General features: G+C 70.5%; 10 protein-coding genes and 2 pseudogenes. 6 read left to right on the top strand and 6 right to left on the bottom strand.

Annotation, left to right across the window (positions count from 1 at the left end; genetic code table 11):
- Positions 1-217: 217 nt before the first annotated feature.
- Positions 218-427 carry an MbtH family protein gene (locus Phou_RS09770; RefSeq protein ID WP_173055493.1) on the bottom strand — a complete coding sequence of 70 codons (210 nt, stop codon included), beginning with the start codon at positions 425-427 and terminating at the stop codon, positions 218-220.
- A gap of 594 nt (positions 428-1,021) precedes the next feature.
- On the opposite strand from Phou_RS09770, the gene Phou_RS54385 reads away from it, so the two are divergent.
- From Phou_RS54385 to Phou_RS09790, 4 genes are all read left to right on the top strand, one after another.
- A complete protein-coding gene (locus tag Phou_RS54385) occupies positions 1,022-1,864 on the top strand; it encodes an ABC transporter ATP-binding protein (protein ID WP_218578917.1) in 843 nt (280 codons plus the stop codon).
- 79 nt (positions 1,865-1,943) lie between these two features.
- Positions 1,944-2,972: an ABC-2 membrane transporter-related protein gene (locus tag Phou_RS09780; protein WP_173055495.1), complete on the top strand. Its 1,029-nt coding sequence runs from the start codon at positions 1,944-1,946 to the stop codon at positions 2,970-2,972.
- Positions 2,973-3,119: 147 nt separating this feature from the next.
- Positions 3,120-3,509 (top strand): GntR family transcriptional regulator, encoded by a 390-nt coding sequence (locus Phou_RS09785; RefSeq protein ID WP_173055497.1) that lies wholly within the window; start codon positions 3,120-3,122, stop codon positions 3,507-3,509.
- Entirely contained in the window at positions 3,506-4,420 is a 915-nt protein-coding gene (locus tag Phou_RS09790) for an ABC transporter ATP-binding protein (protein WP_173055499.1), read from the top strand. The genes Phou_RS09785 and Phou_RS09790 overlap by 4 nt, the downstream gene beginning before the upstream one ends.
- Positions 4,421-4,423: 3 nt before the next feature.
- On the opposite strand, the gene Phou_RS09795 is transcribed toward Phou_RS09790, so the two are convergent.
- The 5 genes and pseudogenes from Phou_RS09795 to Phou_RS09815 all read right to left on the bottom strand — a co-directional run bounded on the left by Phou_RS09795 (position 4,424) and on the right by Phou_RS09815 (position 11,359).
- Positions 4,424-5,566, bottom strand: a complete 1,143-nt coding sequence (locus tag Phou_RS09795; protein ID WP_173055501.1) for an acyl-CoA dehydrogenase family protein — start codon at positions 5,564-5,566, stop codon at positions 4,424-4,426.
- A gap of 97 nt (positions 5,567-5,663) precedes the next feature.
- The gene (locus tag Phou_RS09800) at positions 5,664-7,448 is read right to left on the bottom strand and encodes an ABC transporter ATP-binding protein (RefSeq protein WP_173055503.1); all 1,785 of its coding nucleotides are present in this window, start codon (positions 7,446-7,448) and stop codon (positions 5,664-5,666) included.
- On the bottom strand, positions 7,445-9,289 hold the full coding sequence (locus Phou_RS09805) for an ABC transporter ATP-binding protein (protein ID WP_173055505.1): 1,845 nt from the start codon (positions 9,287-9,289) through the stop codon (positions 7,445-7,447). Before Phou_RS09805 ends, Phou_RS09800 begins: the two co-directional genes overlap by 4 nt.
- An 84-nt stretch (positions 9,290-9,373) precedes the next feature.
- A pseudogene (locus Phou_RS09810) lies at positions 9,374-10,020 on the bottom strand (UdgX family uracil-DNA binding protein).
- Positions 10,017-11,359, bottom strand: a pseudogene (locus Phou_RS09815) (aminotransferase class I/II-fold pyridoxal phosphate-dependent enzyme). The pseudogenes Phou_RS09810 and Phou_RS09815 overlap by 4 nt, the downstream one beginning before the upstream one ends.
- Positions 11,360-11,408: 49 nt before the next feature.
- On the opposite strand from Phou_RS09815, the gene Phou_RS09820 reads away from it, so the two are divergent.
- Entirely contained in the window at positions 11,409-12,653 is a 1,245-nt protein-coding gene (locus Phou_RS09820) for a bifunctional pyridoxamine 5'-phosphate oxidase family protein/GNAT family N-acetyltransferase (protein ID WP_173055507.1), read from the top strand.
- Positions 12,654-12,655: 2 nt separating this feature from the next.
- Entirely contained in the window at positions 12,656-13,309 is a 654-nt protein-coding gene (gene leuE, locus Phou_RS09825; protein ID WP_173058230.1) for a leucine efflux protein LeuE, read from the top strand.
- Positions 13,310-13,534 lie beyond the last annotated feature (225 nt).

Here is a 13,534-nt window from a genome sequence, read left to right on the forward strand (position 1 = left end):
CGCTACGCCGGCCCGATGCGGCGACCGAAGAGGCGCGAGCAGTGAGACCCACCGCTATTCACCACGCCGCCACGGGAATTCTTCCCATTGCTCCAGCGTGGACACTCCCCCGTAAACCTGTACCAGGAGATCCACGGGCTGTGCCTCGTGAATCTCCTGATACGTCCGTACTGATATCAGAGAATGTCCAGTGCCACCGACCGGTAGCAGTTACCTGCTACTTCTTCTCCATGGCAGCGATCAGGCTGTTGGGCCGCATGTCGGTCCACGACTTCTCGATGTAGTCCAGACACTCCTGGCGTCCAGCCTCACCGAACACCGCGTTCCAACCGTCCGGCACGTCCACGAAGACCGGCCAGAGCGAATGCTGGCCCTCGTCGTTGACCAGGACCAGGTACATCGCGTCGGGGTCCTCGAAGGGATTCATCGACTTACCACCTTTCTCGGGTCGGGGCAACACTGCGTCAACGCACAGGCGCCGCGCTGGACCTGGCATCACCGGGTCGCATGCGCTTGATCCACGACTACGGCGTCTCTGTACACGCACTGCGGCCACACGTGGACCGCGCAAATTTCAGCGCATCCCAGGGCCCAGAACAAGGCCGGCGGTCGAACAGCGCGCATGCGCCGTACAACCGCCGTGATGCCGCAGTTGGACAGGGGATAAAAGCGGTGGTGGCGCCGTTCAACCGGCGTGTAGCCGCACTTGTACCGACACCGGCTGGACCGCGAGATGATGGCCCGTCGGCGGCTGGGACTCCTCCCGCACGAGCCCGGGCACAGTCTCGGCTGTACATGATCCGACGGCAAGGGCACCGCCCAGGGCACCTCTGACCTGCGCTGTCAAGGGCAACCTTGACAGCTGACATCTGCTAGACCATTCTGCTAGCATCATAGTTGTTTACAGGTAGTAGTAAACCGCGCCGCTCCACGGTCGACTCGCGCGTGCGACCCGCTGCCGACGTTGAGCAGCAGACCCTTTTCCGTGTTCGTGTCTGAGAAAGGCCGCGAGGGTGCACCCATGATCCCAGTCCTCCACACCCAAGGACTCACCAAACTCTACGGACAACACCCCGGCCTCATCGAGGCCAACCTCACCATCCCCGCCGGCCGCGTCGTCGGACTCGTCGGCCCCAACGGCGCCGGAAAATCCACCCTCCTCGGCCTCATCTCCGGCATGCACAAACCCACCCACGGCACCATCCACGTCCTCGGCAACAAACCCGCCGCCAACGCCCACCAACTCGCCCGCGTCGGCTTCGTCGCCCAAGACACCCCCGTCTACCCCACCCTCACCGTCGCCGACCACCTCAAACTCGGCGCCAAACTCAACAAAACCTGGGACCACCACCTCGCCCAACGCCGCATCAACCAAGTCGGCCTCAACCCCAACCACAAAGCCGGCCGACTCTCCGGCGGCCAACGCGCCCAACTCGCCCTCGCCCTCGCCGCCGCCAAACGACCCGACCTACTCATCTTCGACGAACCCGTCGCCGCCCTCGACCCCCTCGCCCGCCGACAATTCCTCCAAAACCTCATGGAATTCGTCAGCGAACTCAACGTCACCGTCATCCTCTCCTCACACCTACTCTCCGACCTCGAACGCGTCTGCGACTACCTCATCCTCCTCGCCGCCGCCAAAGTCCAACTCGCCGGCGAAGTCGACGACCTCCTCGCCACCCACTTCCGCCTCACCACCACCCCCACGACCTCCACCACCTCCCACCCCAACTCGACATCATCACCACCCACCACACCAACCGACACACCACCCTCATCGCCCGACGCACCACCACCACACCCATCCCCCACACCATCCACACCGAACGCATCGACCTCGAAGACATGGTCCTCGCCTACATGACCCGCGCCACCAACCCCACACCCACCCAGGGCCCGATGACCCACCACAACACGACGTGGCCACACTCGATGGAGACCCGATGATCTGGCTAACCTGGCGACAGTTCCGCAGCCAACTGCTGGCCACCATCGCGGCACTTGTCGTCCTCACGGCGTACCTGCTGTACCTCGGCACGTCGATGCGCAGCGCCTACAACTCCGACATCCTCGGCTGCCTCGCGGCAAACGGCTGCCAGCTCGACGACGCCAAGGACCGCTTCATCCAGGACTACCAAAACCTGGTGACCATTCCGGCCATCATCCTGATCGCTCTTCCCGCGATCATCGGGGTCTTCTGGGGCACGCCCCTGATCACCCGCGAGCTGGAGACCAACACCCACCGTCTGGTGTGGAACCAATCCATCACCCGCACCTACTGGCTCGCCATCAAACTGACCATCATCGGTCTCACGGCGATCATCACGACCGCCGCGCTCTCGATCCTGCTCACCTGGGCCGCCAGCCGGTACGACCAGACGCTCGGCAACCGTTTCGACCCGCTCTCCTTCGCCACCCGAAACGTCGCACCACTCGGCTACATCACCTTCGCCTTCATCCTCGGCACGACCATCGGGCTCTTCGTCCGCCGGACCGTCCCCGCCATGGCCGCCACCCTGCTGATCATCGGCGTCGTCCAGGTGCTGGTCCCCACGATCACGCGGCCCTACCTGCGTCCGCCCGTCACCGAGTCGGTCGCCTTCAACGAGAAGGTGCGTGAGGCCGGCGGGATCCTGGACATCGGCCGCGACCGTCCACTTGCGGTACTGGGCTACGCGATCCCAGGCGCGTTGACGCTGAACGACGAGGCGCCGCTGCTGGACTCGTCCGGCAAGACGATGTACGCGACGGATGTGCAGCAGTGCCTCAACGACGCCACCGGCGCGCCGCCGCAGGGCGAAGAGGAAGACCCGCTGGACGCCTGCATCGCCAGCAAGAACCTGCACTTCGAGGTGAAGACGCAGCCGGCGAGCCGCTACTGGTCATTCCAGTGGCTGGAAGGCGGCGCGTTCTTCGGCCTGGGGATGCTGCTGGCCGGTCTGGCATTTTGGCGGATCCGGCGCTTGGGCTAGGCGCAATCCCACCGCGCCAGCGCGCTCACTCGGTGCGTCGTGTCGGGCAATCACCCGGTGCGGCGCATCGAGCCGGTCGCGCGATCAACGGCATCACCGCACTTGGTAGCGTATCAGCTATGATCCTAGTTAAATGGCGGTGATCCCTTGATCGACTTCCAGCTTGACGTCCGTTCCGGCGTCGCACCGTACGTGCAGCTGGTCCAGCAGGTGCGCCATGCCCTGCGCCTGGGTCTGCTGTCCGTCGGCGATCAACTACCGACGGTCAAGGAAGTCGTATCCAAACTGGCGATCAACCCTAACACCGTCCTCAAGGCGTACCGCGAGCTTGAGCACGAGGGGCTCGTGTCGCCCCGCCCCGGCATCGGCACCTTCGTGACCCGGAGCCTGGCCGACAGCACACTCGCCGCCCACGAGCCGCTGCGGCAGGAGCTGCTGCAGTGGTTCGCCAATGCGTACAAGGCGGGGCTCGACGCGGAAAGCATCGAAGCCCTCTTCATGACCACCTTCCGAGCCTCTGTAGGGGCATCGAAATGACATTCGCGCTTGAGGCGACCAATCTGGGCAAGAGCTACGGACGCCACGAGGCGCTCATCGACTGCAACATCAAGATCCCGATGGGACGTGTCGTGGGCCTGGTCGGGCCCAACGGTGCCGGCAAGTCGACCCTCCTGGGCCTCGCGTGCGGCCTGCTCGAGCCGACGACCGGCAGCGTCACCGTCCTCGGCGAGCGGCCCGGCACCAGCGCCGCCCAGCTTTCACGGGTCGGCTTCGTCGCGCAGGACACGCCGCTCTACCCCGACCTGACCGTCGGTGAGCACCTCCGGCTCGGCGCGAAGCTCAACCCCCGGTGGGACAGCCGGATGGCCGAGGAGCGCGTCCGGCAGCTCAACCTCGACCTCAAGCGCAAGGCCGCGCGGCTCTCCGGCGGCCAGCGCGCTCAGCTCGCCCTGACGATCGCCGGCGCCAAGCGACCCGAGCTGCTCATCTTCGACGAGCCGGTCGCCGCGCTCGACCCGCTGGCGCGGCGCGCGTTCCTGCAAAACCTGATGGAGCTCGTCGCCGACCTCGAGCTGACCGTCGTGCTCTCCTCACACCTGCTCAGCGACCTTGAGCGGGTCTGTGACTACCTCGTCGTGCTCGCGCAGGGGCGGGTGCAGCTGGCCGGACCGGTCGAGGACCTGCTCGCCAGCCACTACCGGCTGATCGGCGGGCGCGAGGAGCTCGACTCGCTGCCACCGGGCACCGAGGTGATCCAGGCCGAGCACACCGGCCGCCAGAGCACGCTGACCATCCACGCGCCGAGCCCGCCGCCCGCGTCCGCCACTGTGCAGGCGCAGCGGCTCGACCTCGAGGACATGGTCCTGGCGTACATGGGCCGTGCCGCGAGAGCGGCCGGCGAGGGCTGGTCGACGCCGGACCCGAGCACGCCCGAGCCGGTCAGCTGAGCGTCACAGGCCGAGGCTGCGCCCGATGATCTCCTTCATGATCTCGGTGGTGCCGCCGTAGATGGTCTGGACGCGACTGTTGAGCCAGGCCTTCGCGACCGGGTACTCCATCATGTAGCCGTAGCCGCCGTGCAGCTGCACGCACCGGTCGGCCACCTTGTTCTGCAGCTCGGTCGTCCACCACTTCGCCTTGGCCGCGTCGACCACGCTCAGCCGCCCCGCGTTGAACTCCCGCACGCAGTGGTTGAGGAACGTCCGGGCGATCGTCACCTCGGTGTCCAGCTCGGCCAGCAGGAAGCGGTTGTGCTGGAACTTGCCGATCGGCCGGCCGAACGCCTCGCGGTCGCGGGCGTACGTGAGCGTGATGTCCAGCAGCTTTTCGCAGGCGGCGACCGCGGCCACCGCGATGCCGAGCCGCTCGCGGGGCAGGTTGGCCATGAGGTGGTAGAAGCCGTGGTTTTCCGTACCGATGAGGTTGCCGGCGGGCACGCGGCAGTCGTCGAAGAAGAGCTCGGCCGTGTCGTTGGCCTTCAGGCCCACCTTTTCCAGCCGCCGGCCGCGGGAGAAGCCGGCCGCGCCGCGCTCGACCGCGATGAGGCTCACGCCGTGCGCGCCCTCGTCCGGCGCGGTCTTGGCGACGACGACCACGAGGTCGGCCATGTCGCCGTTGGTGATGAACGTCTTTTGTCCATTGAGGACCCACGAGTCGCCGTCACGCACCGCTGACGTACGCACGCCGGCGAGGTCGGAGCCGGCGCCCGGCTCGCTCATCGCGATCGCGGTGACGATGTCGCCGGAGCAGAACCCGGGCAGCCACCGCTTGCGCTGCTCGTCAGTGGTCAGCTCGGTCAGGTACGGCGCGACGACGTCGTTGTGCAGCCCGAAGCCGAGGCCGGAGCAGCCGGAGGCCACGACCTCCTCGACCAGCACCGTGTTGAAGCGGAAGTCGCGCTGCCCACCCCCGCCGTACTCCTCGTCGACGTCCATGCCGAGCAGCCCGGCCGCACCGGCCTTGCGCCACACCTCACGGTCGACGATGCCGTCCTGCTCCCACGCGTCGTGGAAGGGCACCGCCTCGCGGGCCAGGAACTCCCGGCACAGCGCGCGAAACTCCTCGTGGACCGGCTCGTACAGCTCCTGCTCCATGCCTACCCCGCTCCGCCGCTCGGCGCTTGTCCGCCGTCGGGCCCAAGGCCCGTAGCCTCGCGTCTCCCGCTCATCACGCCAGTGTCTCAGGTCGGCCTCAGCGGTACCCCCGCGCCTGCAGTTCGAAGAGCTCGGCGTAGACGCCGCCCAGCTGGATCAGCTCGTCGTGGCTGCCGACCTCGGCCACGTGCCCGTCGCGCAGCAGCACGATGAGGTCGGCCATCCGGACGGTGGAGAAGCGGTGCGAGACAAGCAGCGTGATCGCGCTCGTCGCGGCGCCGAAGTGGCTCGCCCGGCTGAACCGCTCGTACAGCGCGTGCTCGGCGGCGGTGTCGAGGCTCGCGCTCGGCTCGTCGAGGACGAGCAGGCTCGGATAGGGGCGCATCATCGCCCGCGCGAGGGCGAGCCGCTGCCACTGCCCGAGCGACAGGTCCACCCCGTCCGGCCACTGTGGACCGAGCTGGGTCCGCAGCCGGTGTGGCAACCCTTCGACGAGCGGGCGGGCGCCGGCCCGGTCGAGGGCGTCCCACACGTGCGCGTCGTCGTCCATCCGGTCGAGCCGCCCGACGCCGACCGCCTCGCGTACCAGCAGCTCGAAGCGGACGAAGTCCTGAAACGACGCGGACAGCGCCGCCGTCCACCGCTCCTGGCCGAGCGCGCGCAGGTCGGTGCCGCCCACGGTGATCGCGCCGCCGGTCGGTGGGTACAGCCCGCACAGCAGCTTCACGAGCGTGGTCTTGCCGGTTCCGTTTTCCCCCACCAGCGCGACCGTGGCGCCGACCGGCAGCCGCAACGACACGCCCCGGAGGATGTCGGCGCCGGTCCCGGGGTAGCGGAAGCTCACGTCCCGCAGCTCGATGTCACCGGCGGCGGGCCCGGACGCGGCGGGCGTGCGCGGGGCCGGCACGGCCGGCGTGGTGTCGCCGACGTCGTACAGCCACCGCAGGCGCCGCACGTCCAGCAGCGCGCGCCGCACACCGCTCATGGCACCGCTGAACTCGTCCACCTGCTCGGTGAGCCGGATGGCCAGCGCGAGCACCAGCAGGACCTGGCCGGGCGTGGCGCGGCCGCCCACCGCCTCCCGCACGACGAACGCCATCGCCAGCACGAAGATCACCGAGAAGGCCAACCAACCGGCGACGGTGAACGCCAAGGCGCGACCCTCGGCCGCGTCGACAGCGCGGTACGCCCGCCGCGAGGCGGCGCCGAAGCGGTCGCGCACGAACCCCTCCGCGCGGTTCACCTTGATCTCCTTGGCCGGACCCGCGTTGGCGGCGAGCCCGAACAGCCGGTCGGCCAGCCGCAGCGACGGGGCTGCGCGCTCGTCTCCGCGGACCCGGACCACCTCGCCCCGGCCGCCGAGGTAGATCGCCGGCACGGCGGCCGCGACCAGCGCCACCAGCACCCAGTGCACGCTGGCGAGCGCGAACAGCACCACGCCCATCAGGACGGCCGCCTGCAGCAACGCGATCGCGCGCACCAGCACATCGCCCAGTGCGGAGGCCCTGTCGCGCGCCTGCTCGATCCGGTCGTGAAACTCCGGGCGCTCCAGGTGGTCCAGCGTGTGCGGCGCGGTCGACACGCGCAGCAGCCGCCGCTCGAAGGCGAAGTTCGTCTTCTCGCGGAGGGTCATCTCCAGCTTGCCGGCCGGGTGGTTGAAGGCGGAGCTGCCGACGTCGGCCAGCGCGAGCAGGGCGGCCCATCCCACGGCCGCGCGCACGTCGCCGCGCAGGCCGGCGTCGACCAGCAGGCCGAGCGCCACGGCGTCCAGCGGCGTGAGGACGGCGGCGGCCAGCCGCATCGCGACGACGGTGGCGGCGAGCCGGGGGTCGGTGCGCAGCACGTCGCGCAGGATCGGCGCGGTCCGCCGCCCCTTCGTCACCGCTCCCCCGAGAGCTGGAAGCGTTCGGCCTGCTGGCGGAAGGCCGCCGCGTACACCCCGCCCGCCGCGAGCAGCGCGTCGTGCGAGCCGTCTTCGACCACCCGCCCGCCGCCGAGCACGACGATCCGGTCGGCCCGGCGCACGTTGGCGAAGCGGTGTGAGATGAGCAGGGTGGTGCTGCCGCTGGTCACGGTCAGGATCCGCTCGAACAGCGCCGCCTCCGCCCGCACATCGAGGTTGGCGGTGGGCTCGTCGAGGATCAGCACGCTCGCGCCGGCGTGGCGGCCGGCCAGTGCGCGGGCCAGCGCGACCTTCTGCCACTGGCCTCCGGACAGCTCGACGCCACGGTCGAACTCACGCCCGAGCACGGTGTCCAGGCCGTGCGGCAGCGCGTCGGCCAGATCGGCGGCAGCGGCGTCGGCAAGCATCCGCCGGGTACCGCCGTCGTCGAGGTCGCCGCCCGCGCCCGCGGCGACGTTCTCCCGGAGGGTGAGCGGGTAGCGCACGTAGTCCTGAAAGATCGCCGCGACGTGCCGCCGCCACGCGAAGGGGTCCAGCTCGCGCAGGTCGGTGCCGTCGACGGTGATCCGGCCCGCGGACGGCTGGTAGAGGCCACACAGCAGCTTCACCAGGGTGGTCTTTCCGGCGCCGTTGTCGCCGACGACGGCCAGCGACCGGCCGGCCGCGATGCTCAGGTCGAGACCGCTGAGCACGTCCGGCCCGCCGGGGTACGCGAACGACACCCGGTCGAACCGGATCTCCCGGGCGGGCCGTACGTCCGCGGTCCGGGCGGCGCCGCCGGGCGCTGGATGCGCCACGCGCTGCGCCGACAGCAGCGGCGTGGCGCCGATCGCGAGGCGGGACAGGTCGTTGTAGCTGGGCGTCAGCCGCCAGACCTGGCCGGCCGCCAGCACGTACAGCGCGGTGGCCGTCAACGACTGCCGCCCGGTGGCCAGCTCCCACCCCAGGGCGCCGAAGACCGCCAGGTAGCCGGCGGTCACCGACGCGACCGGCGGCAGAAACCGGCGCAGCCGGGTCGTCCGCTCGCGCCAGAGTGGCACCATGCCGGCCAGGTAGTGCGCGGCGAACCGGTCGCGGACGAAGCCGCCGAGGCCGAAGACGCGCAACTCCTTGGCGGCTGCCGCGTCGGTGCCGAGGCCGCGGAAGTAGCTTGCCCTGGCCTGCTCCGGCGTACGCTCCACCCAGCTGCGGGCGACCTTGCCGTGCTCGGACCGGAAGTACATGTCCCACGGCAGGAACGTCAGCAGCAGCACCAGCGGCGTCCACCAGTGAAAGGTGACCAGGATTCCCGCCGCGGCAAGCCCCTGCAGCCGCCCGGAGATCAGGCCGGCGACCGCCCGGATGGCGTCGTCGGCGCCGAAGGTGGCCGATCGGGTGTCCTGCGCCAGCGTGGCGGCGTCACGCAACGCGCCGTGCTCGACGTGTCCGAGCCCCGGCCGGCCGAGCGTCGCGTCCATGACCCGGTCGCGCACGAGCACGTCCAACCGCGCGCCCATGACGCGTCCCAGCGACCACTGGACGGCCGGCGTCACCTGAGCGATGAAGTAGGCCACCGCCATCGTTCCCAGTCCGATGTAGACGGAATTGGCGGCGGCGGATCCGGCGCCCTGCTCGGCCGCCTCCGGAAGTCCGCCCACGACGGCGCTGACCGCGACCATCTGGATCATCGGGAACGCGGCCGTGGCGACCGCGGTCACGGCCAGCAGGGCGGTCAGCGGACGGCTGACCCGCCACGCCGCGACCGCGACGGTGCGGGCGCTGCGCCACAGCCCGTCGGCTGGGCTGAGGCTGCGCCACCACCGGACCGCCGTCTCACGCATGCCACCTCCGGTCCGGTTCACACGGGTACGCGAAGGGCCGGCAGCGGTCCGGCCGGTGGGCCTGAAAGCCCAGCGAGCAGGTTACTACTTGGCCAACGCCCGCGCGGCGACCTTCAGGTCGGCGACCAGGCCGTCGAACGCCGCGTCGCGGTCGTCGGCGCGCAGCACCGCGGACGGGTGGATCGTGGCCATGGCCTGGATCTCCGCCACCGGAAAGTCTTCCGGGTGCTGCGCCGACGCCGGCCACGGCAGCAGCTCGCCGCGCGAGCGGGTCACCCGGAACGACGGGCCGAGCAGCGCCTTCGCCGCGGTCGCGCCCAGCACCACGATCAGCTCCGGCTTCAGCAGCGACAGCTCGGCCACCAGCCACGGCCGGCACGCCTCGATGTGCACCCGGTCCGGGTCTGGTGGATGCGCCGCTTGCCGCGCTGCTCGAAGCGGAAGTGCTTCACCGCGTTCGTGATGTAGATGTGGGCGGGGTCGATGCCGGCCTCGTCGACCGCGCGGCGCAGCAGATGGCCGGCCGGGCCGACGAAGGGCAGGCCCTTCTGGTCCTCGACGTCGCCGGGCTGCTCGCCCACGAATACCACCCGGGCGTGCGCGTCGCCCCGGCCGAACACCACCTGCGTGGCGTCCTGGTAAAGCTCGCAGCCCTTGCACGAAGGGGCGGCCGCCTTCAGCTTGTCGAGCGTGCGGGCGTCGTCCGGGACGAACTCCTGCGCTGTCGTCACCGCACTGTTCTACCCCATTCGGGCGGGGACGATGCGGCCGCGGCCACCGCGTCGGCGAGCGGCGGAATGTCCGACTCTTTGAGTGGGCTGATCGTGATCCGGACGCCGGGCGGCGTGGCCTGCCGGTACAGCGCGCCGGGCGCCACCGCGTACCCCGCATCGCGGAGGCTGGTGACCGCGCGCGTCTCGTCGGCGACGGGGATCCAGACGTTGATGCCGGTCCGCCCGTACGCCGTCACCCCGCGCTCGGCGAACGCGGCCAGCAGCCCGTTGCGCCGCCGGTCGTAGCTGTGGCCCGCCGCCACCACGCCGGCCGCGACCGCCGGGTCGCGCCACAGCCCGACGGCCAGCCGCTGGAGCAGCGTGGAGACCCACCCGGCGCCGAGCCGCATCCGGCCGGTGACGCGCGCCACGGTGGCTTCGTCGCCGCCGAGGGCGGCCAGGCGCAGGTCGGCGCCGTAGGGCTTGGAGGCCGAGCGGAGGAATGCCCAGGTCCGCGTCGCACCGGCCAGCGGATGCAGCGGTACGTCCGCCAGCTCGCCGGCGTGGTCGTCCTCGATCAGCAGTACCCCATCCTGGCCGGCCAGCAGCGCGCGCAGCTCGCCGGCCCGGTCGGCGGTGAGGTAGGCGCCGGTCGGGTTGTGCGCGCGGGTGGTGACCACGACGGCCCGGGCGCCGGCCGCGAGCGCCGTCTTGAGGCCGTGTGGCGTCGGGCCCTCGCCGTCGACCGGCACCGGGACGGCCCGCAGCCCGAGCGCCGCGACGAGGTCGAGGAAGTTGGACCAGCCGGGGTCCTCGACCGCCACCGCGTCGCCGGGGCGCAGGTGCGCGGTGAGCAGCCGCTCGGCACCGTCGAGGGCGCCGCTGGTGACCGTGACCGCGGGCGCGTCCACCCCGTCGGCGGCGAAGCGGGCGCGGATCATGTCGGCCAGCTCGGGCAGGACACCGGCATCCGCGTACCCACTCGGGGGCCGACCTGCGCGGCGAGCACGGCCAGCTGCGGACCGAGCGGTGGCAGCAGGCTGCGGTCCGGCTCTCCGGCCGAGAGGTCGAGCGCGCCCGGCGGGACGAGCGGGCGCAGCGCGGCGCGGGTGGCGGTGACCGGCGGGCGGGGGCGGATCCGTGTGCCGTTGCGCCCGGCGGTCTCGATCACGCCGCGCTGGCGGAGCACCTGGTACGCCTTGGCGACCGTCCCCGGGCTCACGCCTAGCTCGTCGGCGAGCGCCCGCACGGCCGGCAGCGGCGCCCCGGAGAGCAGCTCGCCGGTGCGCACGCCCGACTCCACGCTCGCCGAAATCTCGGCTGACGTGGTCCCACTGATCTGATAATGTACTGGCACAGTCACAGTTTTGTACTATAACAAACTTTCACGGGGAGGGCGTGTCGGGGTGTACGAGCAGACGGAGCGGACCACCGCCAAGCGGGAGCGGGACCGGATGAGCTACGAGCGCGCCACCGCCCACGCGATCCTCGACGAGGCATACCACTGCGCGCTCGGGTTCACTGTGGACGGTGAGCCGCGGGTGCTGCCGACGCTGCACGTGCGGGTCGGCGAGACGGTCTACGTGCACGGATCCACCGGCAGCCGACCCCTGCTCGCCGCGCGCGGTGACGACGGGCTGCGGGTGTGCCTCACCGTCACCCAGCTCGACGGCCTGGTGCTGGCCCGCTCGCAGTTTCATCACAGCGCCAACTACCGGTCGGTGATTGCGCACGGCGTGGCCCACCTCGTCACCAGCGAGGAGGAGAAGCGCACCGCGCTCAACGCGCTGGTCGACAAGATCGGACGCGGGCGCTCGGCGCAGACCCGCGTCCCCACCCGCAAGGAGCTCGCCGAGACCGCGATGCTGGCGCTGCCGCTGCGCGAGGTGTCGGTCAAGGCGCGGGCCGGCGGTGTCCTGGAGGACGAGGACGACCTCGCCTTGCCGTACTGGGCGGGCGTGGTCCCGCTGCGTCTCGTGCCGGGCATGCCCGAGCCGGACGCCGGCGTCACCGTGCCGGTCCCCCACTACCTGCGGCCGCCCCGCTCCCCCTGGCTGACGCCCGAGCCGCTGTACGGCGACCACGTCATCCTCGAGCCGCTGGACGTGGCGCACGCGGACGAGCTGTTCGCGGCGACCCGCGATCCCGAGGTGTGGCAGCACCTGACGCACGCACAGCCGGCCGACAGCGACGCGATGGCCGAGCTGATCGCCGACGCGCTTCGCATGCACCACACCGGCGCCCGCGTGCCGTGGGTCCAGCGCGACGCCGTGACCGGCGAGGTGATCGGCACCACGTCGTATTACGAGGTGAACGAGACGAAGCGGGCACTCGGCATCGGCTACACGTTCCTCAGCCGGCGTTGTTGGCGCACGGGGGTCAACACGGAGGCCAAGCTGCTGCTGCTCACCCGCGCGTTCGAGGAGTTGGGCGCGGTGCGGGTGGTGTGGCACACCGACACGCGCAACGAGCGTTCGCAGGCCGCCATCGAGCGGTTGGGCGCGCGACGCGAGGGCGTGCTGCGGATGCACCGGCTGCGCGCGGACGGCGCGTGGTACGACAGCGTGCAGTACGCGATGACGGTCGACGAGTGGCCAGCGGCACACAACCGGCTGCGGGAAAGGCTTCGTGCCCCGCTGACGGTGGGGTGAGTATTGGGCCCGTGCTGGGGATCACCGACATCTGGACCTACGTGCTGGGCACGGTCGCAATCGTGCTCCTGCCCGGGCCCAACTCGCTCTTCGTGCTCTCCACGGCGGCCCGGCGCGGCGTTCCGTCCGGCTACCGCGCCGCCGCGGGCGTCTTCCTCGGCGACACGGTGCTCATGGTGCTCTCGGCCGCGGGTCTCGCTTCGCTCCTGAAGGCGTACCCGCCGGTGTTTCTCACCATCAAGTACGGCGGCGCCATCTACCTGGGCTTCGTCGGCGTCCAGATGCTCCGGGGCGCCTGGCGGCGGTGGCGCTCGCCGGCACCGGTGGCCGTCGCATCCCAGCAGGCGGCGGCCCCGCAGGTGTACCACCCCTTCCGCCGGGCCGCGCTGATCAGCCTGCTCAACCCGAAGGCGATCCTGTTCTTCGTCTCGTTCTTCATCCAGTTCGTTGATCCGTCGTACGCGTACCCGGCCCTGTCGTTCCTGGCGTTGGGCTTGATCGCGCAGCTGGCCAGCACGCTGTACCTGACGCTGCTCATCTTTGCCGGCACGTTTCTTGCCGCCCAGTTCCGGCGCCGCCGCCGGCTGGCGGCCGGCGCCGCGACCGCGGCCGGCACGCTGTTTCTGGGCTTCGGCCTCAAGCTCGCGACGGGTTGAAAACCGCCCGGCGGAGGTTACGGCGGAATTGCGGAAGGGCTCCCGCCGGAGGCAAGAAAGGCCGCCGCTGTCGAAATATCGCTTCGAAAGGTTTTCGCAGGGCTTGACAGGCAATGGGTCCAACCCGGAACATGCCTGTTAACGTGAACAGGCGTGTTTTATCACCTGGTTTGAGAACGGGGCCCAGACACATGGTGGAGCGGCGACCAGACCTATCGGGGCGCG

The sequence above is a fragment of the Phytohabitans houttuyneae genome (assembly GCF_011764425.1).
Classification (GTDB): Bacteria; Actinomycetota; Actinomycetes; order Mycobacteriales; family Micromonosporaceae; genus Phytohabitans; species Phytohabitans houttuyneae.

Excerpts from the sequence above, each read along its gene's own strand:
- Phou_RS09770 (WP_173055493.1), bottom strand. The coding sequence starts at position 427 with ATGAATCCCTTCGAGGACCCCGACGCGATGTACCTGGTCCTGGTCAAC.
- Phou_RS54385 (WP_218578917.1), top strand. The coding sequence starts at position 1,022 with ATGATCCCAGTCCTCCACACCCAAGGACTCACCAAACTCTACGGACAA.
- Phou_RS09780 (WP_173055495.1), top strand. The coding sequence starts at position 1,944 with ATGATCTGGCTAACCTGGCGACAGTTCCGCAGCCAACTGCTGGCCACC.
- Phou_RS09790 (WP_173055499.1), top strand. The coding sequence starts at position 3,506 with ATGACATTCGCGCTTGAGGCGACCAATCTGGGCAAGAGCTACGGACGC.
- Phou_RS09795 (WP_173055501.1), bottom strand. The coding sequence starts at position 5,566 with ATGGAGCAGGAGCTGTACGAGCCGGTCCACGAGGAGTTTCGCGCGCTG.
- Phou_RS09805 (WP_173055505.1), bottom strand. The coding sequence starts at position 9,289 with ATGCGTGAGACGGCGGTCCGGTGGTGGCGCAGCCTCAGCCCAGCCGAC.